This window comes from Burkholderia sp. KBS0801 (genome assembly GCF_005937855.2).
In the GTDB taxonomy this organism is placed as follows: Bacteria; Pseudomonadota; Gammaproteobacteria; order Burkholderiales; family Burkholderiaceae; genus Burkholderia; species Burkholderia ambifaria.
In genome coordinates this window covers 172,387-197,949 of sequence record NZ_CP042177.1, presented here as the reverse complement: position 1 = coordinate 197,949, position 25,563 = coordinate 172,387, and the positions used below count along the sequence as shown (strand labels likewise).

The following is a 25,563-nucleotide window of genomic DNA, read 5'->3' as shown; positions in this document are numbered from 1 at the left end:
TGAGCGAAAGAAGCAGAAACGGCACGGATGCGAATCCGCACCGTGCCGGACCGGCTGCGCGGAATCGACTAGCGCGCGGCGGCCACCGCCGCGTCGACCATCTGCGCGAACCCCGCTTCGAGATGGCGGGCGAAGCGCGGCGCATCGCACAGCGGCGAGCGCAGCAGCCGCTCGCGCAGCCCGGCCCGCACGGCCGCGACATGCGGCAGGCGCTGCGCGAACGCGGCCGCCTTCGCGACATAGTCGTCGTCGTTGTCCGCAATCCATTCGGGCATCCCGAGCGTATGCAGGATGCTTTCGCCGATATGCGACAGGAAGCGGTCGCCGCGTCGCGTGATGAACGGCGCGCCCATCCACAGTCCTTCCATGCTCGTCGTGCCGCCCGGATACGGGAACGGATCGAGCACGATGTCGATGTCGTTGTACGTGGCGATGTGCGCGAGCCGCTTCGATCCGCCGCGCAGCAGCAGGCGCTCCACCGGAATACCGTGTGCCGCGAAGCGCGCAGCGATGCTCGTCCGCAGCGCGGCTTCGTCGAGCTGCGCCGACTTCAGCAGCAGGCGCGAACCGGGCACCGCATGCAGCACGCGCGACCACAGCGCGACGACGGCGTCGCCGATCTTGTTCGCATTGTTCAGGCAGCCGAACGTGACGACACCTTCGCGCGCGGCCGGCAGCGACCCGACGTCGAGCGGCTGCGCGGGCGGCGTGAAGCATAGATAGCTGTCGGGCAGCCGCCACGGCCGCTCGACGAAGTGATGGGCTTCGTCGTCGGGCAGCACGTGGCGATCGCCGATCACGTAGTCGATCGCGGCGATGCCGGTCGTCGCGAAATAGCCGAGCCAGGTCGCCTGCACCGGTGCCGGCTTCCATGCGAACAACGGCAGCCGATTCGACGCGGTATGGCCGCTCAGGTCGACCAGCACGTCGATGCGGTCGTTGGCGATCAGGTCGGCGGCCGCGTGGTCGTCGAGCGCGGTGATGTCGCGCCACAGCGCGAAATGGCGCTTGAGCGCCGCGGTCGTATCGTCCTCCACCGACTGCGTCGCGTAGGCCACCGCCTCGACGCGCGACGCATCGAGCGCCGCGACGACGCTCAGCAGGAATACCGCGACCGGATGGGACTTCAGATCGCCGGACACGAACCCGACACGCAACACGCGCCCGGCGGCCGGCCGCGGCGCATGCGTACGCGGCGACGCCTGCGCGGCCATCCGCGTGCCGAATTCACGCGCGCGCTCGAGCAGTTGCGCGGGCGACAGCCGGTCGGTGCCGGCCGCGTGGAACATGCGGCCCGAGTGTGCGTTGCGGAACGCAGGATCGATTTCGAGCGCGCGATCGTAGCTCGCGAGCCCCGCATCGAGGTGCCACATCGCGCAGAGGATATCCCCCATCACCGCATGCATTTGCGCGGTCGGATTCGGCAGCGACAGCGCGATCCGGCAGCTGTCGAGCGCTTCACGCCGCTTGCCCTGCCGGACCAGCGTCTGCGCGAGATGGTGATGCAGGTCCGCGCGATCGGGTGCCGCCACCAGCGCGCGCCGCAGGCTCGCCACCGTGCCGTCGAGGTCGCCCGCACGCTCTAGCGCGGCCGCGAGATGGAACAGGCAGTCCGCTTCGCCCGATTCCGCCGCGCGGGTGAGGCTCGCGATCGCGGCCTCGAGATCGTCGCGCTCGAACAGCAGCACGCCGAGCGCGTGATGAGCGGTATGCAGATCCGGTTGCAGCGCGATCGCTTCGCGGTAGCACGCGATCGCCTCGTCGGGCCGGCACTGCGCACGCAATACATTGCCCTGGTTGAAGCGGGCCTGCGCGTAGCCGGGATCGAGCGCGATCGCCTTCTCGTACGCACGCGCTGCGGCGTCCAGTTCGCCCTTGTCCTGCAGCGCGTTACCGAGGTTGTTGAATGCCGGCGCGTAATCGGGGCGCAGCGCGAGCGCCTGCGCGCAGCTCAGCATCGCGGCATCCACGTCGCCCGCGTCGCGCAACGCGTTGCCGAGGTTGCTGTGCGCCTCCGCATAGTCGGGCGCGAGCGCGATCGCACGCCGGTACGCGCCGATCGCATCGTCGAGCCGGCCGTGCGCGCGCAGCATGTTGCCGAAGTTGTTCAGGTAGACGGGATCGGCGCGCAGCGCGATCGCGCGCTCCATCAGCGCGAGGCCGGCCGGAAACTGGCCGAGCTGGCACGCGAGCAGCCCGAGGAAGTGCGTCGCATCCGGCTGATCCGGCTCGTCGCGCCGGATCGCCTCGTACAGCACGCGGGCGTCGTCGAAGCGCCCGGCCTGATGGTGCACGAACGCCGCGTTCAACCGTTCCACGACAGCGCCCGTCATGTGCTGGTGCCGTCCGTGTCGCCGGCCACGTAGCGCGCCCACATCCCGTGGAACGCATCCTCGAGATTGCGTGCGAACCGCGCCGCATCGCACAGCGGCGACGCGAGCGTGCGTTCGCGCAGCGTCGCGCGCAACGCCGCCAGCGCGTCGCGATCGCGCGCGAACGCGATCGCCTTCGCGAGATACGCGTCCTCGTCGGCGGCGATCCAGTCGCCCATCCCGGCCGCATGCAGCAGGCTTTCGCAGATATGCGTGACGAAGCGGCCGCCCTTCATCCCGATCACCGGCACGCCCATCCACAGCGCTTCGGCCGTCGTCGTGCCGCCCGGATACGGGAACGGGCTCAACGCGATGTCGATCCGGTTGTACGCGTTGAAATACTCCGCGCGCGGCGAACCGCCTTCGAGGATCAGCTGGTGCGCGCCGATGCCGTGCCGCGCGAAACGCTCGAGCGTCGCGCGATTCAGGTCGCTCGCGCCGAGCTCGTGCGCCTTCAGCATCAGCCGCGCATCGGGCAGCGCGTGCAGCAGGCGCGACCACAGCGCGATCACGTCGTCGCTGATCTTCGTGAGCTTGCCGAAGCAGCCGAACGTCACGCCACCGTTCGTGGCCATCGGCAGCGGGCCGACCGCGACGTCGTAAGCCGGCGGCGTGAAGCACAGGTAGCTGTCCGGCAAATGCCACGGTTGCTCGACGAAGTGATGCGCCTCGTCGGCCGGCAGCGTATGCGGGTCGCCGATGAAATAGTCGATCGCGCGGCAGCCGGTCGTCGCGAAGAAGCCGAGCCAGCTCGCCTGCACGGGCGCAGGCCGGTGCGCGAACACGGGCAGCCCGCTCCAGTTGGTGTGGCCGGCCAGATCGACGAGCACGTCGATGCCGTCGTCGTGGATCATCCGCGCGGCCTGGTCGCGATTCAGGCACGTGAGCTTCTTCCAGCTCGCGAAGCCCGCTTTCAGTCGCGCGGTCACGTCGTCCTCCACCACGAAGGTCACGTACGCATGCGGCTCGATGCGCGTGCGATCGAGATGCGCGAGCACGCTTTCGAGGAAGATCCCGACCGGATGCTGACGCAGGTCACCGGACACGAAGCCGACGCGCAACGGCCGGCCGCGCGCCTGCCGCGCACGCTGCTCGCGGTCATGCGACAGCAGCCGCGCGTCGCGCGCGAGGTAATCTCCGTAGCGCTGCGCATCGACGACCCACTCCTCCGGCGCGAACGCAGGCGAGCTCGACATGTTGAACAGCAGCCGCGCGTAAGCGCGGTGCGGATCGTGTTCGACGGCTTCGCGGAACGCCGCGACCGCACCGGCGAAATCGCGCTTGGCCCACAGGATGTCGCCGAGCGTCAGCTGGATCTTCACCGGATCGACGCCGAGTTCCTGCGCGATCCGGTATTCGCTCATCGCCTCGTCGAGCTTGTCGAGACGGAACAGCGCGGCCGCGAGATTGTGGTGCGCATCCGCGTCGTCCGGATTCAGGTCGATCGCGTGGCGATGGCTCAGCTCCGACGCCGCCATGCGGTCGAGGTTGTGATACGCGAGACCGAGGAAGTTGTACGCATCCGCGAGTTCGGGATCGAGTTCGATCGCGTGCCGGCACAGGCGCAGGGATTCCTCGTATTCGCCCTGCTGGCAACGCAGCTCGCCGAGCCGGCACCATGCCGGCGCGTAGCCGGGATCGATCTCGCACGCGCGCTCGAACAAGCGCGCCGCACCGTCGAAGTCGTTCATGCTGCGCAGCGACCGCCCGAGCGTGCAATGGCCTTCCGCATCGTCCGGTTCGAGCCCCGCGCGCGCATGCTCGAGCGCGCCGTCGAAATCGTCGGTGGCCCGCAGCGCAATGGCGAGCCCGCGATGCGCGACGCGCAGCGCAGGGTTCAGTTCGATCGCGCGACGGTAGTGCGCGATCGCGTCCGCGTGCCGCTCCTGCGCGCGCAGCACGTTGCCGAGGTTGCTGTGCGCTTCCGCATACACGGGATGGAAGGCGATCGCCTTGCCGTAGCTTGCCGCGGCCGCGTCCAGCTCGCCCAGGTCCTGCAGCACGTTGCCGAGGTTGTTGTATGCCTCCGCATAGCCGGGGCGCAGTTCGATCGCGCGCGAACAGCTCTGCATCGCCTCGGCCGGATCGCGCGCGTCGCGCAGCGCGTTGCCGAGGTTGTTGTGCGCTTCCGGGTAGTCCGGACGCAGTGCCACCGCGCGGCGGTAGTGCGCGATCGCGTCGTCGAGCCGCCCGCATTCGCGCAGCATGTTGCCGAGGTTGTTGAAGTACGACGCGTCCGGCCGCGCGGCGAGCGAGCGCTCCATCAACGCGAGGCCCGCGTCGTACTGCTTCAGCTGGCATGCGAGCAGCCCGAGGAAGTGCATCGCATCGGGCTGCCCGGGCTGGGCGTGCAGGATCGCGTCGTACAGCGTCTTCGCTTGTGCGAGACGCCCGGCCTGGTGGTGGGCAAGTGCCTCCTGCAGGGCCTGCTGGATATCGTTCATGCTGTCTGTGCCGTTTCCGTATAGCGTGTCCACATGCCGACGAAGGCATCTTCGAGATTGCGCGCGAAGCGTGCCGCATCGCACAGCGGCGACGCGAGCGTGCGTTCGCGCAGCGTCGCGCGCAACGCCGCCAGCCGCGCGCCGTCCTGCGCGGCCGCGACCGCCTTCGCGACATAGTCGTCCTCATCGCCGGCGATCCAGTCGGGCATCCCGGCCGCGTGCAGCAGGCTCTCGCAGATGTGCGTGACGAACCGTCCGCCCTTCATCCCGAGCACCGGCACGCCCATCCACAGCGCCTCGGCCGTCGTCGTGCCGCCCGGGTACGGGAACGGGCTCAGCGCGACATCGATCCGGTTGTACGCCGCGAAATACTCCGCGCGCGGCGATGCACCATCGAACAGCAGCCGGCTCGCGTCGATCCCGTGCCGTGCGAAGCGCGCGGCGGTCGCGTCGCGCACCGCCGCCTGTTCGAGTTCGCGCGCCTTCAGCAACAGCCGTGCGCCGGGCAGCGCATCCAGCACGCGCGACCACACGCGCACGACGTCGTCGCCGAGCTTCACGAGCTTGCCGAAACAGCCGAACGTGACGTGGCCGTTCGCGGCCATCGGCAGCGGGCCGACCGCGACGTCGTCGGACGGCGGCGTGAAGCACAGGTAGCTGTCCGGCAAATGCCACGGCTGCTCGACGAAGTGATGGGCCTCGTCGGCCGGCAACGTCCGCGCGTCGCCGATGAAATAGTCGATCGCGTCGCAGCCCGTCGATGCGAAGAAGCCGAGCCAGCTCGCCTGCACGGGCGCCGGCTTCCAGCCGAATGCGGCCAGGCCGCTCGCCTGCGTATGGCCGGCGAGGTCGACGAGCACGTCGATGCCGTCGTCGTGAATCGTGCGGGCGGCGGCTCGCGGATCACAACCGGCGATCGAACGCCAGACGGCCGCGTGCGGCTTCAGTCGCGCGGTGATCGCGTCCGCTTCGTCCGACGTCGTGTACACGTACGGCGCAACGCGCGTGCGATCGAGATGCGCGAACACGCTTTCGAGAAAGATCCCGACCGGGTGCTGCCGCAGGTCGCCGGATACGAAGCCGACCTGCAGCGGGCGGTGCAGCGCGTCGGCCGCGCGTGCGCGCACGTCATGCGTATAGCGCGTCGAACGCGCCGCGAGGTGACGGCCGTAGCGGCGCGCGTCGTTCAGATAGTCGGCGGGGGATACGGTCGCCGATGCCGCGGCGGCGAACAGCAGGCGGCCGAGCACCTCCGCCGCATCGTCGCTCGCGTCGTCGCGCACCAGCGCGAGCGCGTCGCGATACGCGGGCACAGCGGCGTCGACGTTGCCCTGCGCGCGCAGGATGTCGCCAAGATTCACGTACATCGACACGGTCGGGCGGCCGCCCGCCAGCGCCCGCCGGCAATACGCGAGCGCCTCGGCGTGCCGCTCGCGCTTGAGCAGCACGACCGACAGGTTGTGGCACGCGCCGCTGTCGGCCGGATTCAGCTCGAGCGCGGTGCGGTAGCACGCTTGCGCCGCGACGAGATCGCCCAGGCCGTGGTGAGCATTGCCCGCCTGGTTGTGCGCATCGGCGAGATCCGGCGCGATGCGAAGCGCATCCTGCGCATGCACGAGCGCGTCCGCATAACGCGCCTGACGGCGCCGCACGCCGCTCAGGTTCGCATGTGCGACAGCCAGCGACGCATCGAGCGCGATCGCGCGTGCGTAGTGCGCCGCGGCGGCGTCGAGGTCGCCCGCATCGCGCAGCACGCCCGCGTAGTTGTTGTGCAGGCTCGCGTCGTCCGACCCGGCCGCGGCGGCGCCCAGCACGCTCACGGCTTCGCTCAGTTCGCCGAGCGCCCACAGCGACAGACCGAGGCCGTGACACGCGACGCGCAGCGCAGGGTTCAGTTCGATCGCGCGACGGTAGTGCGCGATCGCGTCCGCGTGTCGCTCCTGCGCGCGCAGCACGTTGCCGAGGTTGCTGTGCGCGTCCGCATACACGGGATGGAAGGCGATCGCCTTGCCGTAGCTTGCCGCGGCCGCATCCAGTTCGCCCAGGTCCTGCAGCACGTTGCCGAGGTTGTTGTATGCCTCCGCATAGCCGGGGCGCAGTTCGATCGCGCGCGAACAGCTCTGCATCGCCTCGGCCGGATCGCGCGCGTCGCGCAGCGCGTTGCCGAGGTTGTTGTGCGCTTCCGGATAGTCCGGACGCAGCGCCACCGCGCGGCGGTAGTGCGCGATCGCGTCGTCGAGCCGCCCGCATTCGCGCAGCATGTTGCCGAGGTTGTTGTAGTACGACGCGTCCGGCCGCGCGGCGAGCGAGCGCTCCATCAGTGCAAGACCCGCGCCGTACTGCTTCAACTGGCACGCGAGCAACCCGAGGAAGTGCATTGCATCGGGCTGCCCGGGCTGCGCATGAAGAATCGCGTCGTAGAGCGTCTTTGCTTCCCCGAGACGTCCGGCCTCGTGATGCGCGAGCGCCGCGCGCAATTGCAGTTCAATCGACTCCATCGCGCGCGCCGCTCAATACGGATGCGGTTCGCGCCCGAAGTCGATCAGTCGGCCGTCGTGCTCGATCATCACGGCCGCGGCCGCGATCCCTTCGCGCGACATCTCGGCGACGATGTCGCGTGCGCGCCATTGCGTCGGAATGATGATCACGTCGGCCGGCGCCGCTTTCAGCGCGTCGCGGAATTCGATCTTCTGGCCGGTGCCCGGCACATAGGTGCCGACCTTGTCGGGATCGGAATCGACGACGAGCGGAAAGCGCGCGGCATCGGCATCGAAGTGATGGATGAACGCAGCGGCCTTGCCCGTGCCGCCCCAGATCGCGACGCGCCGCCCCGACCCGGCGAGTTCCGCGAGCTGCCCCGCGATTGCCGCGCGATTCTCGACCGAGCGCGCCGCGAACCGCAACGATGCGTCGGCACGCGTGCATGCGTGCGCGGGCACGCCAAGCCGCACGAGCGCATGGACGACTTCGCCGTCGTAGCCGTGCGCGAGCGTCACGATCTCGCCGGCGCGCGCCATCAGCGTGCGGAACGACTCCGTCGTGAACTGCGATACATGCTCGTAGAAGAAGTCGGCGAGGCGATCGGTCTCGAACACGCGGTCGATGCACGGCACTTCCGCGAACAGCCAGCACGCGTTCGGCTGGCGCGACGCGCCCCACGCGAGCTGCTCGACGAGCTTCGCGGGTTCGGTCAGGTGTTCGAGCACGTGCCGGATCACGATCGCGTCGGGACGAAACGCGGGCATGTCGGCCAAGGGTTCGAACAGCCGCGCGTGGAATTCGATGCCGTTGCCGGTGCCCGTGCTCGCGTTCGGATCGAAGCCGGCGAAACGGCCGCCGCGGCTCGCCTGTGCGAGGCCGCGCACGAAATGGCCTTCGCCGCAGCCGATCTCGACGACCGTCGGCTCGGCCGGCAGCGTGCCGAGCAGCAGGTCGCGCGTGGCCGCGAGATGGCCTTTCCAGATCCCGCCGCTGTTGAACATCCGGTTCGGGTTGCTCTGATACGGAATCGCGTCGTAGCTGAAGCGGTGGTTCCATACGTGCGAACACTGCGGGCACTGCACGAAGTCGAGCGCATGGCGCGGCAGCCCGCGCGCCGCTTCGGCGGATGCGGGCCATGCGAGTGTCGCGAGCGTGCGCTCGCCGGCCGGGAAGAACGGTGCGGCAACCGTATGCGCGCAGACGGGGCAAGGGGCGTCGATCAGGTCGGGGCTCATGCATTCACCTGTTTGCGGAAATGGGCGATCGTCTCCTTCAGGCCATCCTCGAGCGCGATGCCGGGCTGCCAGTCCAGACGCTGGCGCGCGCGGCCGATGTCGGGACGGCGCTGCAGCGGATCGTCGGCCGGCAGCGGGCGATATTCGATGCGGCTTTTCGACCCGGTGAGCCGCAGCACGCATTCGGCCAGCTCGCGGATCGTGATCTCGCTCGGGTTGCCGAGGTTGATCGGGCCGGTGTCGTCGTCCTGGTCCATCATCCGCAACAGCCCTTCGACGAGATCGTCGACGTAGCAGAACGAGCGCGTCTGGCTGCCGTCGCCGTACAACGTGATCGGCTCGCCGCGCAGCGCCTGCATGATGAAGTTCGACACGACGCGCCCGTCGTCCGCGCGCATGCGCGGCCCGTAGGTATTGAAGATCCGCACCACGCGGATATCGACGCGATGCTGGCGGTGATAGTCGAAGAACAGCGTCTCGGCGCAGCGCTTGCCTTCGTCGTAGCACGCGCGCAGCCCGTTCGGGTTCACGTTGCCCCAGTAGCTTTCCTGCTGCGGATGCTGCTGCGCGTCGCCGTACACCTCGCTCGTCGACGCCTGCAGGATGCGCGCGCCGCAGCGCTTCGCGAGACCGAGCATGTTGATCGCGCCCAGCACGGCCGTCTTCACCGTCGACACCGGGTCGCTCTGGTAGTGCACGGGGCTCGCCGGGCACGCCATGTTGAACACGCGGTCCGCTTCGACGTAGAGCGGCAGCCACACGTCGTGGCGGATCACCTCGAAATTGACCTGGCCGATCAGGTGCTCGATGTTGCGCTTGCTGCCGGTGTGGAAGTTGTCGACGCACATCACGTCGTAGCCGGCGTGCACGAGCCGCTCGCAGAGGTGCGAGCCGAGAAAGCCCGCGCCGCCGGTGACGAGGACGGACTGGCCGTTCACGCTGCGGCTCCCGGTGCGGCGTCGACGCGGCGCACCCACATTTCGTGCAGCGCCTCCTCGAAATGACGCGCGAAGCGGGGCGCGTCGCACAACGGCGACGCCAGCACCTGCGCACGCAGCGTCGTGCGCAGCACGGCCAGCTCGGCCGGATTGCGCGCGAACGCGACGGCCTTCGCGACATACGTGTCGTCGTCGTCCGCGATCCATTCGGGCAGGCGCGCCGCGTGCAGCAGGCTTTCGCAGATATGCGACAGGAACCGCGCGCCGCGGCGGCCGAGCACCGGCACGCCCATCCACAGCGCCTCGGCCGTCGTCGTGCCGCCCGGGTACGGGAACGGGCTCAGCATCAGGTCGACGCGCCGGTAGGCCGCCAGATATTCGTCGCGTGGCGACCGTCCTTCGAACAGCAGACGCGCCGCGTCGATGCCGTGCGCGGCGAAGCGGGCCGCGAGCGCGTCCTGCTCGCGCGGATCGTCGAGATGCGGCGCCTTCACGAACAGCCGTGCGTTCGGCACGTCGCGCAGCACGCGCGACCACACGTCGATCACGCGATCGGTGAGCTTCGCGAGCTTGCCGAAATAGCCGAAGGTCGGATAACCGTTCGCGAGCATCGGCAGCGGGCCGCCGTCGAGCTCGACGGCCGGCGGCGTGAAGCACAAGTAGCTATCGGGCAGGTGCCACGCGCGTTCGACGAAATGCACGGCCTCGTCGGCCGGCATCACGTGGCGGTCGCCGAGCACGTAGTCGATCGCGCGCATGCCGGTACTCGCGAAGTAACCGGGCCAGCTCACCTGTAGCGGCGCGGGCTTCCACGCGAACAGCGGCAAGCGGTTATGGATCGTGTGGCCGGATGCGTCGATCAGCACGTCGATGCCGTCGTCGTGAATGCGCGCGGCAGCCGCCGCGTCGTCGAGGCCGGCGACACACGTCCACGACGCGAAGCGCGGCTTGATGCGCGCGGTCACGTCGTCCTCGATCTCGCGCGTCGGATACGCATGCAGTTCGACGCGCTCGCGCTTCACGTGCGCGAGCATCCCTTCGATGAAATAGCCGACCGGGTGCGCCTTCAGGTCACCCGACACGATGCCTACGCGCAGCGGCCGCCCGATGCGCGCGCTCAGGTCGACCCGCCACGTCGAGTACGGCTGCGCGCGCTGCGTGACGAGCGCATCGAAGCGCGCGGCTTCGTCGAGGTACGCGTGCGGGTCGAACGCGTCGCTGTAGTGGTACGCGAACAGCAGGTTGCTGCGCGGCTCCGGCAGTTCCGGACGCAGCGCGACCGCGTGCTGGTATGCCTCGAGCGCGGCCGGGATCTCGTTCAGGTCGAGCAACGCGTTGCCGAGGTTGTTGTAGGCCTGCCCGTGGTCGGGCTGCAGCGCGATCACCTGGCAGAACGCGTCGACGGCCTCGCGTGCATGGCCCGCGAGCCGCTGCGCGTTGCCGAGATTGTTATAGGCGTCGACGTAGCCGGGCCGCAGCTCGATCGCGAGGCGGAAACACTCGGCGGCGGCGGCCGGGCGGTTGTTCGCCTGCATCACGTTGCCGAGGTTGTAGTAGTAGGTCGCGTCGGGCTTGATCTCGATCGCCGCCATGATCAGTTCCGTCGCCTCGTGATACCGCCCGTACTGGTGACCGATCAGGCCGAGCAGGTGCAGCGCGTCCGCGTGCCGCGGATCGGCGTCGAGGATCCGGCGGTACAGCGTCTCGGCTTCCTCGAGCCGGTCGGCCTGGTGGAGCGCCAGCGCCGCTTCGATCGTGGCGACGGGGGAGTCGGACAGCGTGAGATCAGTCATCGTGGTAAGCCAGCGTGAGTTCGATACGGAGCGCGCAACCGCGCGGAGGCCGGCATCGCACACGCGCGGACGGCCCTCGACATGCCAGCATTCTCGGCGTGGGCCCGCCGTTCCAATCGGCGGAGCAGGTGGCGGATTTGGTCGCTTTTCGTGTGAAGGTGCGGCGGCCGGCTTGACGACGATCAAGGTTGCGACTCGCGCCCGGCCCCGGCGTGTGCCGGCATTCCCCGAAATGCGGGGGAAAACGGCCCGCTAATCCGGCATTTGATTGGCGCGCGGGTCGCTAGACTCGTTCACAGACTTGGAGGCGTCCACCGCGCGGCCGATCGCGCAGGGCGCAAGCCGCTTGCCGGCCCGCGGCCGGGGATGCCCCGAAGCCACCCTCAGCGCCTGGAGCCATGTGTATGCACGAGTCCTCAATCATCTCCAACTCGAACGACGACCAGCTCGCCGCACGACGCGAACTGTTCGACCTGATGCAGACCTATCCCGCGACGCAAGAGGAGTTCGAACGCTCGCTCGGCCTGTTCGTGCGCGGCTCGCTGCTCGCGCGGATCCTCGCGACGTTCGAGGTCTACGAGCAGATCGTGCCGCTGCCGGGCTCGATCCTCGACCTCGGCACCTGGCGCGGCCAGACTGCCGTGCTGTGCGAAAACTTCCGCGCGATCCTCGAGCCGCTGAACTTCCAGCGCCGGATTCACGCGTTCGATACGTTCACCGGCTACGCGGGCTTCTCCGACGGCGATTCGCGCGACCGCAAGCTGTTCTCCGACGGCACGTACTCGCTCGCCGGCGACTATGCGGACCTGCTGCGCAACCTGCTGTCGCTGCACGAGCGCAACAACGCGATGGGCCACGTGAACGGCAAGCACCATGTATGGGAAGGCGATTGCCGCGACACGCTGGCCGCCTACGAGGAAACGCATCCGGGCGAACCGGTCGCGCTCGCGTGGTTCGACCTGAACGTGCCGGGCCCGACCCGGCAGGCGTTCGAGACGGTGATGAAGCGCCTCGTGCCGGGCGGCGTGGTCGCGTTCTGGCAACTCACGCGCGGCGGCCAGACGCCGGCCGAAGGGATCCACTACGTGCGCGAGCTGCTCGGCAAGCATCCGCACCGGATCCACAAGGCGAAGTCGTATCCGTCGCTCTGCTATCTGAGCTTCCCTGAAGGCGGCGGGGTGCGCCCATGAAGATCGCGATCCTCGGCAACGGCATCCTCGGGCTGATGACGGCCCGTGCCTGGCAACGCGCCGAGCCGGGCATCGAGCTCGTCGTCGTCGGCCCGGCGCAGCGCCCCGGCTCGGCGACGCGCGCGGCCGCCGCGATGCTCAACTCGTTCACCGAACTGGAAGGCGATTCGCTCGGTACGCCGATCGATCGCTTCAAGTTCGAACTGAGCCGCGCGGCGACCGCCGCGTGGCCCGACGTATTTGCGGAGATCTGCACGCCGGATCGCGCGGTCGCGCACGGCTTCGGCACCTACGTGCTGAACAACGCGGCGACCGACGCGCTCGACGACGAGAACTTCGCGGCGATGCGGCGCTTTTGCCACGAGTTCGAGGAGCCGTGCGAGGCGGTCGATCCGGCCGGCATCCCGAACTACCAGCCGCTGCCGCAGTTCCGCGCGCTGAATGCGGTGTATCTGAAGCGCGAAGGCTGGGCGAACCCGAAACAGTTTCTCGATGCGCTCCAGGCCAGCGTGGCCGAGGGCGGCAACGTCACGTTCGTGTCGGCCGAAGTGGAACGCATCGACGTCGCGGGCGGGCGCGTGGCCGGTGCACGCCTGAGCGATGGCACGACGCTCGACGCAGACCGGTTCGTGCTCTGCAACGGCGCGAACCTGACGCGCGTGCTGCAGGCGAGCGTGCCCGAGCTGCCGGTGCAACGGCTGTTCTACGGGATCGGCATGTCGATCGAACTGCAGAGCAGCGAAAACGTGCATACGCACTGCGTGCGCACGACCAACCGCGGCCTCGCGTGCGGCGTCTATTCGGCGCCGTACGGTCCGGACCGCACGCTCGTCGGCGCCAGCAACTACATCAGCCCGGTGCCGCACGAGCACGGGCACGCCGGCAGCGCGTACACGCTGCTCAAATCCGCGATGGACCAGATCAACTCGCGGTTCTCGCGCGCGAATCTCGTCAACGTGAACGTCGGCTGGCGGCCGACGACGTCCGACCTGTATCCGCTGATCGGCGAAACCAGCGTGCGCGACCTGTGGATTCTCGGCGGCACCAAGCGCGACGGTTTCCACCTGTCGCCGGTGCTGTGCCGCGACCTCGTCGCCGCGATGCGCGGGCTGCCGATCGATTCGCGCTATGCGCAGCTGGCGCCCGAGCGGCCGCTGATCCGCAACCTGTCGCGCGATGCAGCGATCGCGAAGACGGTCCGCCACCAGATCAACGCCGCTTACCAGCACGACTTCGTGCCCGCGCGCAACCGCATGGTCGAGCAGCTCGAACGCACGATCCGCGCGGATCTCGAGGCGCTGCACGACCGGCTCGGCGCGACCGACTGGGGAATTCCGCCCGAACTCGTCGACATGTACCGGTACGGTCACATTCCGGTCTGAACGACATGACTGCGCAGCCCAAACGCGTCGCGATCGTCCAGTCGAACTACATCCCGTGGAAGGGCTACTTCGACCTGATCGCCGCGACCGACGAATTCATCCTGTACGACGACGCGCAGTACACGCGGCGCGACTGGCGCAACCGCAACCAGATCAAGACGCCGCAAGGCGTGCAGTGGCTGACCGTGCCGGTCCGGGTGAAGGGGCGCTATCACCAGAGCATTCGCGAAACCGAGATCGACGGCACGGAGTGGGCCGAACAGCACTGGACGCGGCTGCGCCAGAACTACGCGCGCGCGCCGCATTTCGCGCGCTACGCGCCGGAGCTCGAAGCGCTCTACCTGCACGGCCGGCACGACACGTTGAGTGCGCTGAATCTCGCGATGCTGACCTGGGTTAACCGGCAGCTCGGCATCGCCACGCGCATGTCGTCGTCGTCCGACTACACGCTGGAAGGCGACCGCACCGACAAGCTGCTGAACCTGTGCCTGCAGGCCGGCGCGACCGAATACCTGTCCGGCCCCGCCGCACGCGACTATCTCGACGAAAGCCGGTTCGCCGCCGCGCAGGTCGCGGTGCGCTGGTTCGACTATCCGGCCTATCCGCCGTACGCGCAGCTGTGGGGCGAGTTCGTCCACGGCGTGACGGTGCTCGACGTGCTGTTTCATTGCGGGCCGGATGCGCGCCGGCATGTCGTGACCGGCCGACACTGAGGATTACGCGATGCACGATTCCCGACACTCGGGCCTGCTGGCAGACGTCGCCGCCTATTACGGCGCGCGGCTGGCCGAGCACGGCCAGACCGCACGCGGCGTGGACTGGAACGGCGAGGACGGCCAGCGGCTGCGGTTTGCACAACTGACGAAGATCGTCGCGCCCGCGGCCGACGGCTTCTCGGTCAACGACCTCGGATGCGGCTACGGCGCGCTGGTGGATTTTCTCGACGAGCATGCGGCCGGGCGCAGCCATGCGTATGCGGGCAACGACGTGTCGCCGGAGATGATCGATGCAGCCCGGCAGCGCTATCGCGATCGCGGCGACGTGTCGTTCCACGTCGGCGACACGCCGTCGTCGCTCGCCGACTATGGCATCGCGTCGGGCATCTTCAACGTGCATCGCGGCCACGGCGACGACGCGTGGCTCGACTATATCCACGCAACGCTCGACACGCTGCACGCGACGAGCCGTCTCGGCTTCGCGTTCAACTGCCTGACGTCGTATTCCGATCCGCCGCACATGCGACCCGAGCGGCTGTACTACGCCGATCCGTGCGCGCTGTTCGATCGCTGCAAGCACCGCTACTCGCGCCACGTCGCGCTGCTGCACGACTACGGGCTGTACGAATTCACGATCCTCGTCCGGAAGGATGGCTGAGCGCGCACGCGCAAGCCGCCGGCCCCGTTGCCCCTCTTCACGCCTTCGCGGAGTTCCGTCATGTTCGCTCCTCCCAATCTCGACCGCATTCCGTTCGGCCGTCCGTTCATCGTCGGCAAGGAGCTCTACTACATCGCGAAGGCGGTCGAACAGGGCGGACTCGCCGGCGACCAGGCATTCACGAAGCTGTGCCACCAGTGGCTGGAAACGCGCATCGGCTGCCATCGCGCGCTGCTCACGCACTCGTGCACGGCCGCGCTCGAGATGGCGGCGATCCTCACCGACGTCGGCCCGGGCGACGAAGTCATCATGCCGTCCTATACGTTCGTGTCGACCGCCAATGCGTTCGCGCTGCGCGGCGCGACGCCCGTGTTCGTCGACATCCGTCCCGATACGCTGAACCTCGACGAAAGACTGGTCGCCGCCGCGATCACCGAGCGCACGCGCGCGATCGTCCCGGTCCACTATGCGGGCGTGTCGTGCGACATGGACACGATCGCGCACCTCGCCGACGACTACCGGCTGTGGGTCGTCGAGGACGCCGCGCAGGCGATCCAGTCGACATGGAAGGGCAAGCCGCTCGGCAGCCTCGGCCACCTCGCGTGCCTCAGCTTCCACGAGACCAAGAACGTGATCGCCGGCGAAGGCGGTGCGCTGCTCGTCAACGACGAGCGGCTCGTCGAGCGCGCGGAGATCATCCGCGAGAAAGGCACCAACCGCAGCCAGTTCTTTCGCGGCCAGGTCGACAAGTACACGTGGGTCGACCTCGGTTCGTCCTATCTGCCGGGCGAATTGATCGCCGCGTTCCTGTACGCGCAGTTCGAGCACGCGGACGTGATCACCGCGCAGCGGCGCGCGACCGTGAAGCGCTACGAGGATGCGCTGGGGCCGCTGCACGACGCCGGCCACCTCACGCTGCCCGCGACGCCACTGAGCGAAGCCGGCAACGGCCATCTGTTCTATTTCCTCGCGCGCGACCTCGGCGAGCGCACGGCGCTGCTCGAGCGGATCCGCGCCGCGGGCGTGTTCGCCGTGTTCCATTACGTGCCGCTGCACAGTTCGCCGGCGGGCCGCCGCTACGGCCGCTGCGGCTCCGGCATGCAGGTGACCGACGACGTCGCCGACCGGCTCGTGCGCCTGCCGCTGTACCACGCGATGAGCGACGCGGAGCAGGACCGCGTCCTTCAGGTGGTATCCGACTTCTACCGCAGCGGCGCGCGACCGGCCGTCCGCCCTGCTTCGTCGCACCTCGAGCCCTCCCTTTCATGAACGACTCACCCCGCATCTTCGCGTCGCTCGGCCATCCGTACTACGTCTTCGCGCCGCCGTACCTGCAGACCTCCGGCGGCGTGCGCGCGATGCACTACCTGTGCCACGCGCTGAACCTGCTCGGCTGCGAGGCCTATGTCAACACGACGGTCGTGCACCGCGACTTGCGCACGCCGTTGCTGACGCCGGAAGTCGCGCACGCGCATGACGCCGCGGGCCGCAGCCCGGTCGCCGTCTATCCGGAAATCGTCGACGAGAACCCGTTCAACGCGCGCTGCGTCGCGCGCTACCTGCTCGCGGAGCCGGGCCGTATCAACGCGAAGCCGATCGCGCTTGCGCCGACCGATCTCGTGTTCGCGTTCGGGCCGTCGATCGTGCCCGACGGATGGCACGCCGACCTGCTGAGAATGCCGCTCGTCGATACGCGCATCTTCCACTGCGACGGTGTCGACGACGCGGCCCGCAGCGGCACGGCCGTGTTCCTGAACCGGCATCTGCGCCGCGGCGGCAACCTGCATCCGGCGACGGCCGACTCGATCGAGATCTCGGGCCGCGTGACGCCGCGCTCCGCGCACGAGCTCGCCGAGCTGTTTCGCCGCGTCGAATGCCTGTACCTGTACGAATGGTCCACCGCGGCCTTCGAGGCGCTGCTGTGCGGCTGCCCGGTCGTCTGCATCCTGAACGACGCGTCGATGCCGAATGCGGAACGCTGGGTGATGGGCGGCAAGGGCATCGCGTGGGGGCTCGATCCGCACGAAATCGCGCACGCGAAGGCGACCGTGCACGAAGCGCGCGACGTGTATCGGGAAGAAGAGACGACGTTCTGGCGGCAATTGCGGCAGTTCGTCGACAAGACCCAGGCACGCGCCGATGAGCTCGATGAGCGCGCCGGCCCGAACGGTGCGGCCGCCGCGCGACCGACCGCGCCCGCGACGCGGCGCATGGCCGTCGTGTGCGCGGAGCCGGCCGTGCACGCGCATGTCGCGGCGCGGTTCTCGTTGCCCGGGCGCGAATGGACCGTGGACTTTCCCGTCGGCGCGAACGGCATCGACCTCGACGTGCTGCAACGGGCCGATGTGATCGTCCTGCACGGCGCGACGCCGAGCCTACTGTCCGGCGCCGCGCTCGAGCAGATGTTCGCGCTCGACACGCCGATCGTCTGCGACCTCGACCGGCCGCTCGACGCGTTTTCGCTCGACGATCCGCACATCGCCGGCAGCGCGCGCCGGCTCGCCGCCATGCGCGACGCGATCCGCCGCGCCGATGCGCTGGTGGTGCCATCGGACGCGATGGCCGCCACGTATCGTCACGTGAATGCGGCGGTACACGCGCTGCCCGTCGACGCCGAGGCCGCCCGCCACGGCGCGCTGTACGCGCGGCTCGCCGAACAGGGCCGGCGGCCGCTCGCGGCGATTGCGGCACCCGGCGGCGAACCGCCCGCGATGCGCACGCGGCAGAAGAAGCGCCTCGTCGCGTACGCGATCGATCCGGTGGACGGTGCGTCCGTGCAGCGCCGTTTCGCGCTGCCGTTCGCGCGGCTCGAGGACGAGTGGACGCTCGTCAGCGGCCTGGCCGACAGCGCGGCGATCGCCACGGCCGATGTCGTGCTGCTCGATCGCCACACGCCGGGCCTGCTGCCGCTCAAGGCGCTGAGCGCGATCTTCGAGTTCGACAAGCCCGTGATCTACGCGACCGATCTTCCGCTCGCCGCGCAGCCGACGACGCAGGCCGACTCAACATGGACCGGCATCGCGTTCACGCTCGGCAACGCGCACGCGATCATCGTCCCTACACCGGACCTCGCGCGCCAGTACCGGCCGTGGAATCCGAACGTGTTCGTGCTGCCCGACAGCGTCGATCTCGACCTGTTCCTGCGCGCGGTGCCCGCACGCGGCGATGCACGCGTGACGATCGGCGTCGCCGGCGCATCGCTGCTGCCGGCCAACTTCGCGCGGGTGGACGCCGCGCTGCGCGCGCTTTGCGAGCGTCATGCCGGCCGCATCGCCGTGCAGTTCCTCGGCGCCCAGGTGCCGCCCGGCTGGGTGGATCATCCGGCGGCCGAGTTCCGGCCCGCGCCCGACGGATACCGCGCCTACGCGCAGCAGTTGCGCGCGCTCGACTGGGACGTCGCGCTGATGCCGCTTGCCGATACCGACGACGGCGTGGCCAGCGTGATCCAGCGGCAGGAATTCGCGGCCGCCGGCATCGCCGTCGTCGCGAGCGACCGGCCGGCCGTGCGCATCACGCTGAGCGACGGCGACGACGCATTGCTCGCCGGCGATACCGCGCACGCCTGGGACGACGCGCTCGAGCGCGTGGTCACGCAGCCGGCGCTGCGCCGGCGGATCGCGCGTACCGCGCAGGCCCGCGTGCGCAAGCACGACGCGCTGCAGGCGCGCCTGCCGCTGATTCGCGAGATCTACCGGATGTGCGCCGAACGTGAAGGCACGGCCGTGCGCTTGCCGCTGCGGGATGCGCCGATTCCCGGTGTGCTGATCCTCGACGCCGCCGGCGACGCCGAACGCGTGCAAGCCGCGCTGCGCATCGTCGCGGCGCGTGGCGAGCGCGATCTGCTGAGCGTCGTGCTGACGACGTCGCCCGGACCGTTGCCCGAGTGGACGGAGCGGCTGCGCTACCTGAGTACGTCGGCGCAGGAGTATGCGGCCACCGCCGACCAGCTGGCCGCAATGCCCGCGTTCGACTGGGTCGCGATCATCGATGCGGCGGACATGGAGATTGGCGCCAGCGCGCCGGAAACGGCGATCGCGGACGCCGCGATCGACTGACGACGGCCGCGCACGGAGCTTCGTGCGTCAGCTGCTCGACGAACACCCGCCGCAACTGCTCGAGCTGCACGAGCTGGAGCTGCATGAACTCGACGACGAGCAATTCGAGCTCGAGTCGGAGGAGCTGGACGTGGAACCGGACGAGCCGCCGCCGCGCGCGGCCATGGGCGGCACCGGCGGCGGCTCCATCAGCGCCATCGAATGCGCGGCCCACGCGGTGCCGGCCAGCGCGCCCGCGCCGAACAATGCGGTTGCCCATAGCACCGCGTCCGGTGAATCGGGCTCGTCACGGCGTGCGCGCTGGTGTTCGGCGAGCGCAGCTCTCGCACCGACCGTCAGGCCGCCGCGCCCGAATCCCGTCAGGCGTCGCGTGACGATCCGGTACGCGATTGCAAACACGGCCATGCTGATCACGAGCAGCAGCACCGGCCGGCCGCGGCTCAGCCCGACCGCGAGTTTCGCCGCGCCCGTGCCGAGCACGGCCAGCGCGATCGCGCGCGAACCCATTCGTGCTGCCCGCATCTCGCCCGCTTCCCACAGCCACGCGCCCCTACGCCCGCGCAGCGCGTTCGCGTAATCGGACACGCGTCGCGCAAGCAACTGACGAAACGCGCCGAAGCTGGCCTCGCCGTCCGGTAGCGCGGCCAGCCACGCGCACTCGTCTGCATACGCACCCCCCCGCGTCGGATCGACGCTGCGCACGCGCGCGCCCAGCCGCCCGCCCATCGACAGGTCGATCGCGCCCGCCTGAACGAGCGACAGCGTCGCGACCTGCACGGCCCGCGATTCGTCGCCCATCAGATAGGCGGCCTCCTCGGCCGTCAAGACCGACGAGAAGGCTTGTGCGCGTCGGCGCCGGCAGCGGTATTCGATCTGCTGCAGCACCACGATCAGCAGCAGCGCGACGATGCAGACCGGCAGATAGAACGCGAGAAACTGCGGCCCCGTGTAGTTCAGGACATCGAAATCGCGCGCCGATGCGGCGGTCGCGATGACGCTCGCGGCGGCGGCCGGCACGATGGCCTTCGGCAGGCGGTCGCGCCAGATGCGGCGGCCTGCCGGAATGGCGGCGGACGGCGGTTCTGTCGGCCTGTTCGTGCCTGGCGCTGCCTTCGTTGCATTCGTGTGCGGTGTTCCGGCGTCGGTGGGTCGAGGTTCGGGACGCGGCCAGATCGACGCGGGCGGTTCGCAGCCGAACAGGCGGCGATAGCTGTCGAGCGTGTCCTGGTAGCACCGCGCGTACACGGCGGCTTCGTCCGGCGCGCCGGTGCCGGGCATGTGATGCAGCGGCGCGCGCAGCACGCCGGCGCAGAACACGTCCCAGTATTCGAGCGTGTATTGCAGGTGGAAATGCCATGCGGCATCGACCGCGATCGACGGTGTGACCGGGTGTCCGGCTGCCTGCGCGAGAAACGCGAAGCGCTTGTATTCGTCGATCACGGCCAATGCGTGCGCATGCGTCCAGCCTTCCGCTTCGGCGAGGCGGCGGCTGTAGGGCAGCAGGGCGTGCGGGTCGTCGGGGGAATAGGCGAGCAGGCGCGTGAGGAGCGCCTGCTGCGCATCGGTCAGCGCGCGGGCATCGCGTGCGCTCGGGAGAGACGGGATGGCTGCCATCGGGAGAGTCGGCGCGATGCGCGGACGGCCGCCGCGATCGACGCTTGGAGTTGTCGGTGGGGAATTCTCGCATGACGGCGCGGCAGCGAACCGGCGCGGGAAACGGGCGGTGGATGCCACGGAGCTGACGAGACGACGCGATATCGAGAGCCATACGGACTCAGCCGATCGCGCAATTCAGCGCTTCAGCGAATTCGGGACAAACGGATCGGGAAGTTCGGTGCCTGGAATCAGGCAGACTTGGCGCGCCCGGCTGGGATCGAACCAGCAACCCCTGCCTTCGGAGGGCAGTACTCTATCCATTGAGCTACGGGCGCATATGACAGTGACAACAGTGAACCGACCCTGATAAACCGGCCGCCCACCATTGGCAAGACGGCAAGGATACCCGGTTTCCCATGACGCGTCCACCGTGCCCGCCCGAAACCCCACCCGGCCCCCTTTCGTGCGGGTAAACACGCGCCTTCGCACCGCTCGCCGTGATGTAAACGTTCCGTCTATAATCGTCCGTGCTTCATTGGACTGCCATTTGCCGTTGCACCGCGCTCACAATTCCTATTAATGGAGACGAGGCAAGCATGAGCGAAGCACCCCACGAATCTCCCGTCAAAACTCCCGGGCAGCTGATTGCCGTTGTCATCGCATCATTCGCGATTCCGATCGCCGTGATCGTCCTGTTTGCCACCTATGCCAACCATGCGTTCCGTGCGGGCGCAGGCACGGACGCGCTCTCCGACGAACAGGTCGCCGCGCGCATCGCACCGATCGCGAAGGTCGACGTGAAGGACGCCAACGCGCCCCGCACGTACAAGACCGGCGAGGAAGTCTACAAGGCCGTGTGCGTGACCTGTCACGGCACGGGCGCCGCCGGCGCGCCGAAGGTCGGCAACAAGGACGACTGGGCGCCGCGCATCTCGCAGGGCTTCGACACGCTGCTGAAGACGGCGCTGTCCGGCAAGGGCGCGATGCCGCCGCGCGGCGGCACGAACCCCGACGACGTCAGCGACTATGAAATCGCCCGTGCGATCGTCTACATGGCGAACAACGACGGCGCGAACTTCCCCGAGCCGGCTGCCCCGGCCGCCAATGCGGCGCCGGCAGCAAGCGGCGCGGCGGGCGCGGCGGCCACGGCAGGCGCATCGGGCGCCGACGCATCGAACGCGCAAGCCGCCGCCGCAATGGCCGCGATCGCCGCGATTCCGAAGGCCGGCGAAAAGCCCGCGGCCGCACCCACCAGCGCCGACGCCGCATCGGCCGGCAAGGCGCTGTACACGCAGGTGTGCCAGGCGTGTCACGCGGCCGGCGTGCTGGGCGCGCCGAAGTTCGGCAGCAAGGAGGACTGGGCGCCGCGCCTGAAGGAGTCGATGGATACCGTCTACAACTACGCGCTGCACGGCAAGGGCGCGATGCCGCCGAAGGGCGGATCGAACGCGTCCGACGCCGACGTGAAGGCGGCCGTCGACTACATGGTCAACGCGGCAAAGTAACGCCTGCCGGCCAGAAAAAACCCCCGCGATGCACGCGCATCGCGGGGGTTTTGTTTTGCCGAGGCCGAAACGACGGCCAGCGCGCACATCACTTCTGCAACAACGCCTTCAGGCTCGCGAGCCGGTCCTTCGGCGTCATCGGCGCTTCCTCCGGCGTCGGCGGCGGCGCTTCGTCGAGCCCCATCTCGGGGATGAAGCGCGACGGCTCGCACACGACCGTCTCGCGCGCCCGCTTGCGCTTCTTGCACCAGTTCAGGTGCAGACTGCGCTGCGCGCGCGTGATCGCGACGTACATCAGCCGGCGCTCCTCCTCGATCCGTTCGCTGTCGATCGGGCCGTCGTCCTCGCTGCCGCCGCGGTGCGGCATGATGCCTTCCTCGACGCCGACCAGGAACACGTGCGGATACTCGAGGCCCTTCGACGCATGGACGGTCGACAGCCGCACGGCGTCCGGATCCTCGTCCTTGCCTTCGAGCATCGACATCAGCGCGACGGTCTGAATCAGGCCGAGCAGGTTCTTGCCGGTATCGGCGAGCCCGTCCGCGTTGTGGAACCCTTCGGCCTCGCCGTCGACGGCTTCCGTCTCGGGCTTCGTGCCCTTGCGCTTGAGCCACTCGAGGAATTCGAGCACGTTCTGCCACTTCGACTGCGCCTGCCGCTCGTCAAACGCGTCGTACAGGTAGGCCTCGTAGTGGATGGCCTCCATCATGTCGTCGAGCACGACGGTCGCGGGCTCCTTGTCCGCGCGATCGGTCAGGCGCTGGATGAAGTCGCAGAACATCCGCAGCGGCTCAACCTGCCGCGCGGACAGCCGCGCCTCGATCCCGCCCATGTACACGGCCTCGAACAGCGACACCTTGGCCTGGCCGGCGAACGAGCCGAGCGCCTCGAGCGTCGTGTTGCCGATCCCGCGGCGCGGCGTCGTGACCGCGCGGATGAACGCGGGATCGTCGTCGGCGTTCGCGATCAGGCGCAGGTACGCGCACAGATCCTTGATCTCGGCCTTGTCGAAGAACGACTGGCCGCCCGACAGCACGTACGGAATCCGCTCGCGCCGCAGCACCTGCTCGAAGATCCGCGCCTGGAAGTTGCCGCGATACAGGATCGCGTAGTCGCGGAACTGCGCGCGCCGCTCGAACTTGTGCGCGGACAGCCGGAACACGACCGATTCGGCTTCGTGTTCCTCGTCGTTGCACGGCGTGACGGTGATCGAATCGCCCATCCCGTGCTCGGACCACAGCTTCTTCTCGAACAGCTTCGGGTTGTTGGCGATCACGTTGTTCGCGGCGGTCAGGATCCGCACGGTCGACCGGTAGTTCTGCTCGAGCTTGATCACGTGCAGCTTCGGGAAATCCTTGCCGAGCTGCGCGAGGTTTTCGAGCGTCGCGCCGCGCCAGCCGTAGATCGCCTGGTCGTCGTCGCCCACCGCCGTGAACGCGGCGCGCGGGCCGGCGAGCTGCTTCAGCAGCTCGTACTGGCACGCGTTGGTGTCCTGGTATTCGTCGATCAGCAGATAGCGCAGCTTGTTCTGCCAGCGGTCGCGCACCTGTTCGTTCTTCGCGAACAGCTCGGCCGGCAGGCGGATCAGGTCGTCGAAGTCGACCGCCTGGTACGCATGCAGCGTCGCGACGTAGTTGCGGTAGACCAGCGCCGCCTGGTGCTCGTCCTCGTTGGCCGCGATCGTCATCGCCTCGTCGGGCATGATCAGGCCGTTCTTCCACAGCGAAATGGTGCTCTGGATCTTGCGGATCAGGCCCTTGTCGGTGGTGCCGATCTGCTCCTGAATCATCCCGAAGCAATCGTCCGAATCCATGATCGAGAACTGCGGCTTCAGCCCGACGTGCTCGGCCTCCTGGCGCAGGATCTGCACGCCGAGCGAGTGGAACGTGCACACGGTGAGCTGGTTGACGGGCACCTTGCGGCCTTCCTTGCCGGGCGTGGTGAGCGTCTTGCCCTCCAGCAGCTTCGACACGCGCTCGCGCATTTCGGCGGCTGCCTTGTTCGTGAACGTGACGGCCGCGATGTGGCGCGGCTCGAAGCCTTTCGCTTCGATCAGGTGCGCGATCTTCTGCGTGATCACGCGGGTCTTGCCGCTGCCCGCGCCGGCGAGCACGAGGCAGGGACCGTCGAGGTAGCGCACCGCTTCGTTCTGAGCGGGGTTGAGGCCTGCGGACATGATGGCGGATGATGTTGCGGTTGACGGCGAGACGCCGGGAGGATGCCGCGCGCGGCAGGCCTGGAATGCAGGCGGACACACGGGGCAGGACGCGCATGTTAACACGTCGGCGGCGTACTTTTCGGGAACCCCGCCGCACGGGGATCGCGCAGGCAGGCTGTCGTTTCGCCCCCTGTCCGATCGGCCAATCCGGCCCCATCCGCGGCCCGATCGGCCACAATGGACGCATGTCGGCGCACCTGCGCGCCGGGCCCGCCAGCATCGTCACACCGGATCGATTTCATGGGATACCCGTTCGCCACCGCCACCCTCGGCCCGCTGCTGTTCCTCCAGGGGCGCCACGTGCGCCGCGTCACGCCGCGGCTGCCCGAGGCGGCCGGCCCGCGCGACGGCGTGGCCGGCGACGGCCCGCCGCTACGCGTGCTGGTGGTCGGCGATTCGGCCGCCGCGGGCGTCGGCGTCGCGTCGCAGCACGACGCGCTGTCCGGGCAGCTGGCGCGCACGCTCGCGGCCAGCCACCGGGTCGGCTGGAAGCTGCTCGCGCGCACCGGCCTGACCACGCGGGAGCTCGTCGACTGGCTCGCGACCGAGCCGGCCGAGTCGTTCGACGTGGCCGTGACCTCGCTCGGCGTCAACGACGTGACGGGCGGCGTGCCGCCGGCCCGCTGGCAGGCGCAGCAGGCCGAACTCGTGCGGCTGCTCGCCGCGCGCTTTGAAGTCGGGCACGTGATCCTGTCGGCGGTGCCGCCGATGGAGCGCTTTCCGGCGCTGCCGCAGCCGCTCGCGTGGTATCTCGGGCTGCGCGCGAAGCGGCTCAACGCCGCGCTCGCCGACTGGGCCGCGACCCGGCCGAACTGCACGTTCCTGCGCGTCGCGCTGCCGCTCGAACGCCACCTGATGGCCGCCGACGGCTTTCATCCGGGCGCGGCGGCCTGCGCCGCGTGGGCCGCGCAGGTGGCCGCCGCCCTGCCGCGGCAGCGCGCGCCGGATCACGCGCCACGCTGACGGCCTCCCGGCGGCGC

16 protein-coding genes and 1 tRNA gene are annotated in these 25,563 nt (G+C 69.1%); 8 read left to right on the top strand and 9 right to left on the bottom strand.

What is annotated here, in order from left to right:
- Window positions 1-68: 68 nt before the first annotated feature.
- The 6 genes from FFI87_RS00865 to FFI87_RS00840 are packed head-to-tail and all read right to left on the bottom strand — an operon-like array spanning window position 69 to window position 11,263.
- Window positions 69-2,333, bottom strand: a complete 2,265-nt coding sequence (locus FFI87_RS00865; RefSeq protein WP_138848408.1) for a tetratricopeptide repeat protein — start codon at window positions 2,331-2,333, stop codon at window positions 69-71.
- Complete coding sequence (locus FFI87_RS00860; protein WP_138848409.1) at window positions 2,330-4,816, bottom strand: tetratricopeptide repeat protein; 2,487 nt, start codon at window positions 4,814-4,816, stop codon at window positions 2,330-2,332. Before FFI87_RS00860 ends, FFI87_RS00865 begins: the two co-directional genes overlap by 4 nt.
- Complete coding sequence (locus FFI87_RS00855) at window positions 4,813-7,314, bottom strand: tetratricopeptide repeat protein (protein WP_138848410.1); 2,502 nt, start codon at window positions 7,312-7,314, stop codon at window positions 4,813-4,815. The genes FFI87_RS00860 and FFI87_RS00855 overlap by 4 nt, the downstream gene beginning before the upstream one ends.
- A gap of 12 nt (window positions 7,315-7,326) precedes the next feature.
- Window positions 7,327-8,532 (bottom strand): class I SAM-dependent methyltransferase, encoded by a 1,206-nt coding sequence (locus FFI87_RS00850; RefSeq protein ID WP_138848411.1) that lies wholly within the window; start codon window positions 8,530-8,532, stop codon window positions 7,327-7,329.
- Complete coding sequence (locus tag FFI87_RS00845) at window positions 8,529-9,470, bottom strand: UDP-glucuronic acid decarboxylase family protein (protein WP_175661374.1); 942 nt, start codon at window positions 9,468-9,470, stop codon at window positions 8,529-8,531. The genes FFI87_RS00850 and FFI87_RS00845 overlap by 4 nt, the downstream gene beginning before the upstream one ends.
- The gene (locus FFI87_RS00840) at window positions 9,467-11,263 is read right to left on the bottom strand and encodes a tetratricopeptide repeat protein (RefSeq protein WP_138848413.1); all 1,797 of its coding nucleotides are present in this window, start codon (window positions 11,261-11,263) and stop codon (window positions 9,467-9,469) included. Before FFI87_RS00840 ends, FFI87_RS00845 begins: the two co-directional genes overlap by 4 nt.
- A gap of 404 nt (window positions 11,264-11,667) precedes the next feature.
- Between FFI87_RS00840 and FFI87_RS00835 the strand changes: the two genes are divergently transcribed.
- Genes FFI87_RS00835 through FFI87_RS00810 form a run of 6 tightly spaced genes read left to right on the top strand, consistent with a single transcriptional unit; the run spans window position 11,668 to window position 19,264 of the window.
- Window positions 11,668-12,453 carry a class I SAM-dependent methyltransferase gene (locus FFI87_RS00835; protein WP_138848414.1) on the top strand — a complete coding sequence of 262 codons (786 nt, stop codon included), beginning with the start codon at window positions 11,668-11,670 and terminating at the stop codon, window positions 12,451-12,453.
- Entirely contained in the window at window positions 12,450-13,835 is a 1,386-nt protein-coding gene (locus FFI87_RS00830) for an NAD(P)/FAD-dependent oxidoreductase (RefSeq protein WP_138848415.1), read from the top strand. Before FFI87_RS00835 ends, FFI87_RS00830 begins: the two co-directional genes overlap by 4 nt.
- A gap of 5 nt (window positions 13,836-13,840) precedes the next feature.
- Complete coding sequence (locus tag FFI87_RS00825) at window positions 13,841-14,548, top strand: WbqC family protein (protein WP_138848416.1); 708 nt, start codon at window positions 13,841-13,843, stop codon at window positions 14,546-14,548.
- 10 nt (window positions 14,549-14,558) lie between these two features.
- Window positions 14,559-15,209, top strand: a complete 651-nt coding sequence (locus tag FFI87_RS00820; protein ID WP_138848417.1) for a class I SAM-dependent methyltransferase — start codon at window positions 14,559-14,561, stop codon at window positions 15,207-15,209.
- Between the two features lie 60 nt (window positions 15,210-15,269).
- Window positions 15,270-16,478, top strand: coding sequence for a dTDP-4-amino-4,6-dideoxygalactose transaminase (gene rffA / locus FFI87_RS00815; RefSeq protein WP_138848418.1), 1,209 nt, complete (start codon window positions 15,270-15,272; stop codon window positions 16,476-16,478).
- Window positions 16,475-19,264, top strand: a complete 2,790-nt coding sequence (locus tag FFI87_RS00810) for a glycosyltransferase (RefSeq protein WP_138848419.1) — start codon at window positions 16,475-16,477, stop codon at window positions 19,262-19,264. The genes rffA and FFI87_RS00810 overlap by 4 nt, the downstream gene beginning before the upstream one ends.
- Before the next feature lie 27 nt (window positions 19,265-19,291).
- On the opposite strand, the gene FFI87_RS00805 is transcribed toward FFI87_RS00810, so the two are convergent.
- Both FFI87_RS00805 and FFI87_RS00800 read right to left on the bottom strand, forming a co-directional pair.
- Complete coding sequence (locus FFI87_RS00805) at window positions 19,292-20,878, bottom strand: TIGR04222 domain-containing membrane protein (RefSeq protein ID WP_138848420.1); 1,587 nt, start codon at window positions 20,876-20,878, stop codon at window positions 19,292-19,294.
- 241 nt (window positions 20,879-21,119) lie between these two features.
- A tRNA-Arg gene (locus tag FFI87_RS00800) sits at window positions 21,120-21,195 on the bottom strand.
- Window positions 21,196-21,456: 261 nt separating this feature from the next.
- Here FFI87_RS00800 and FFI87_RS00795 point away from each other — a divergent pair.
- Window positions 21,457-22,365: a c-type cytochrome gene (locus FFI87_RS00795; protein ID WP_138848421.1), complete on the top strand. Its 909-nt coding sequence runs from the start codon at window positions 21,457-21,459 to the stop codon at window positions 22,363-22,365.
- A gap of 88 nt (window positions 22,366-22,453) precedes the next feature.
- Here the strand turns inward: FFI87_RS00795 and FFI87_RS00790 are convergent, their stop codons facing one another.
- Complete coding sequence (locus tag FFI87_RS00790) at window positions 22,454-24,541, bottom strand: UvrD-helicase domain-containing protein (protein ID WP_006751043.1); 2,088 nt, start codon at window positions 24,539-24,541, stop codon at window positions 22,454-22,456.
- Between the two features lie 282 nt (window positions 24,542-24,823).
- On the opposite strand from FFI87_RS00790, the gene FFI87_RS00785 reads away from it, so the two are divergent.
- Window positions 24,824-25,546 (top strand): SGNH/GDSL hydrolase family protein, encoded by a 723-nt coding sequence (locus FFI87_RS00785; RefSeq protein WP_138848422.1) that lies wholly within the window; start codon window positions 24,824-24,826, stop codon window positions 25,544-25,546.
- Window positions 25,547-25,563 lie beyond the last annotated feature (17 nt).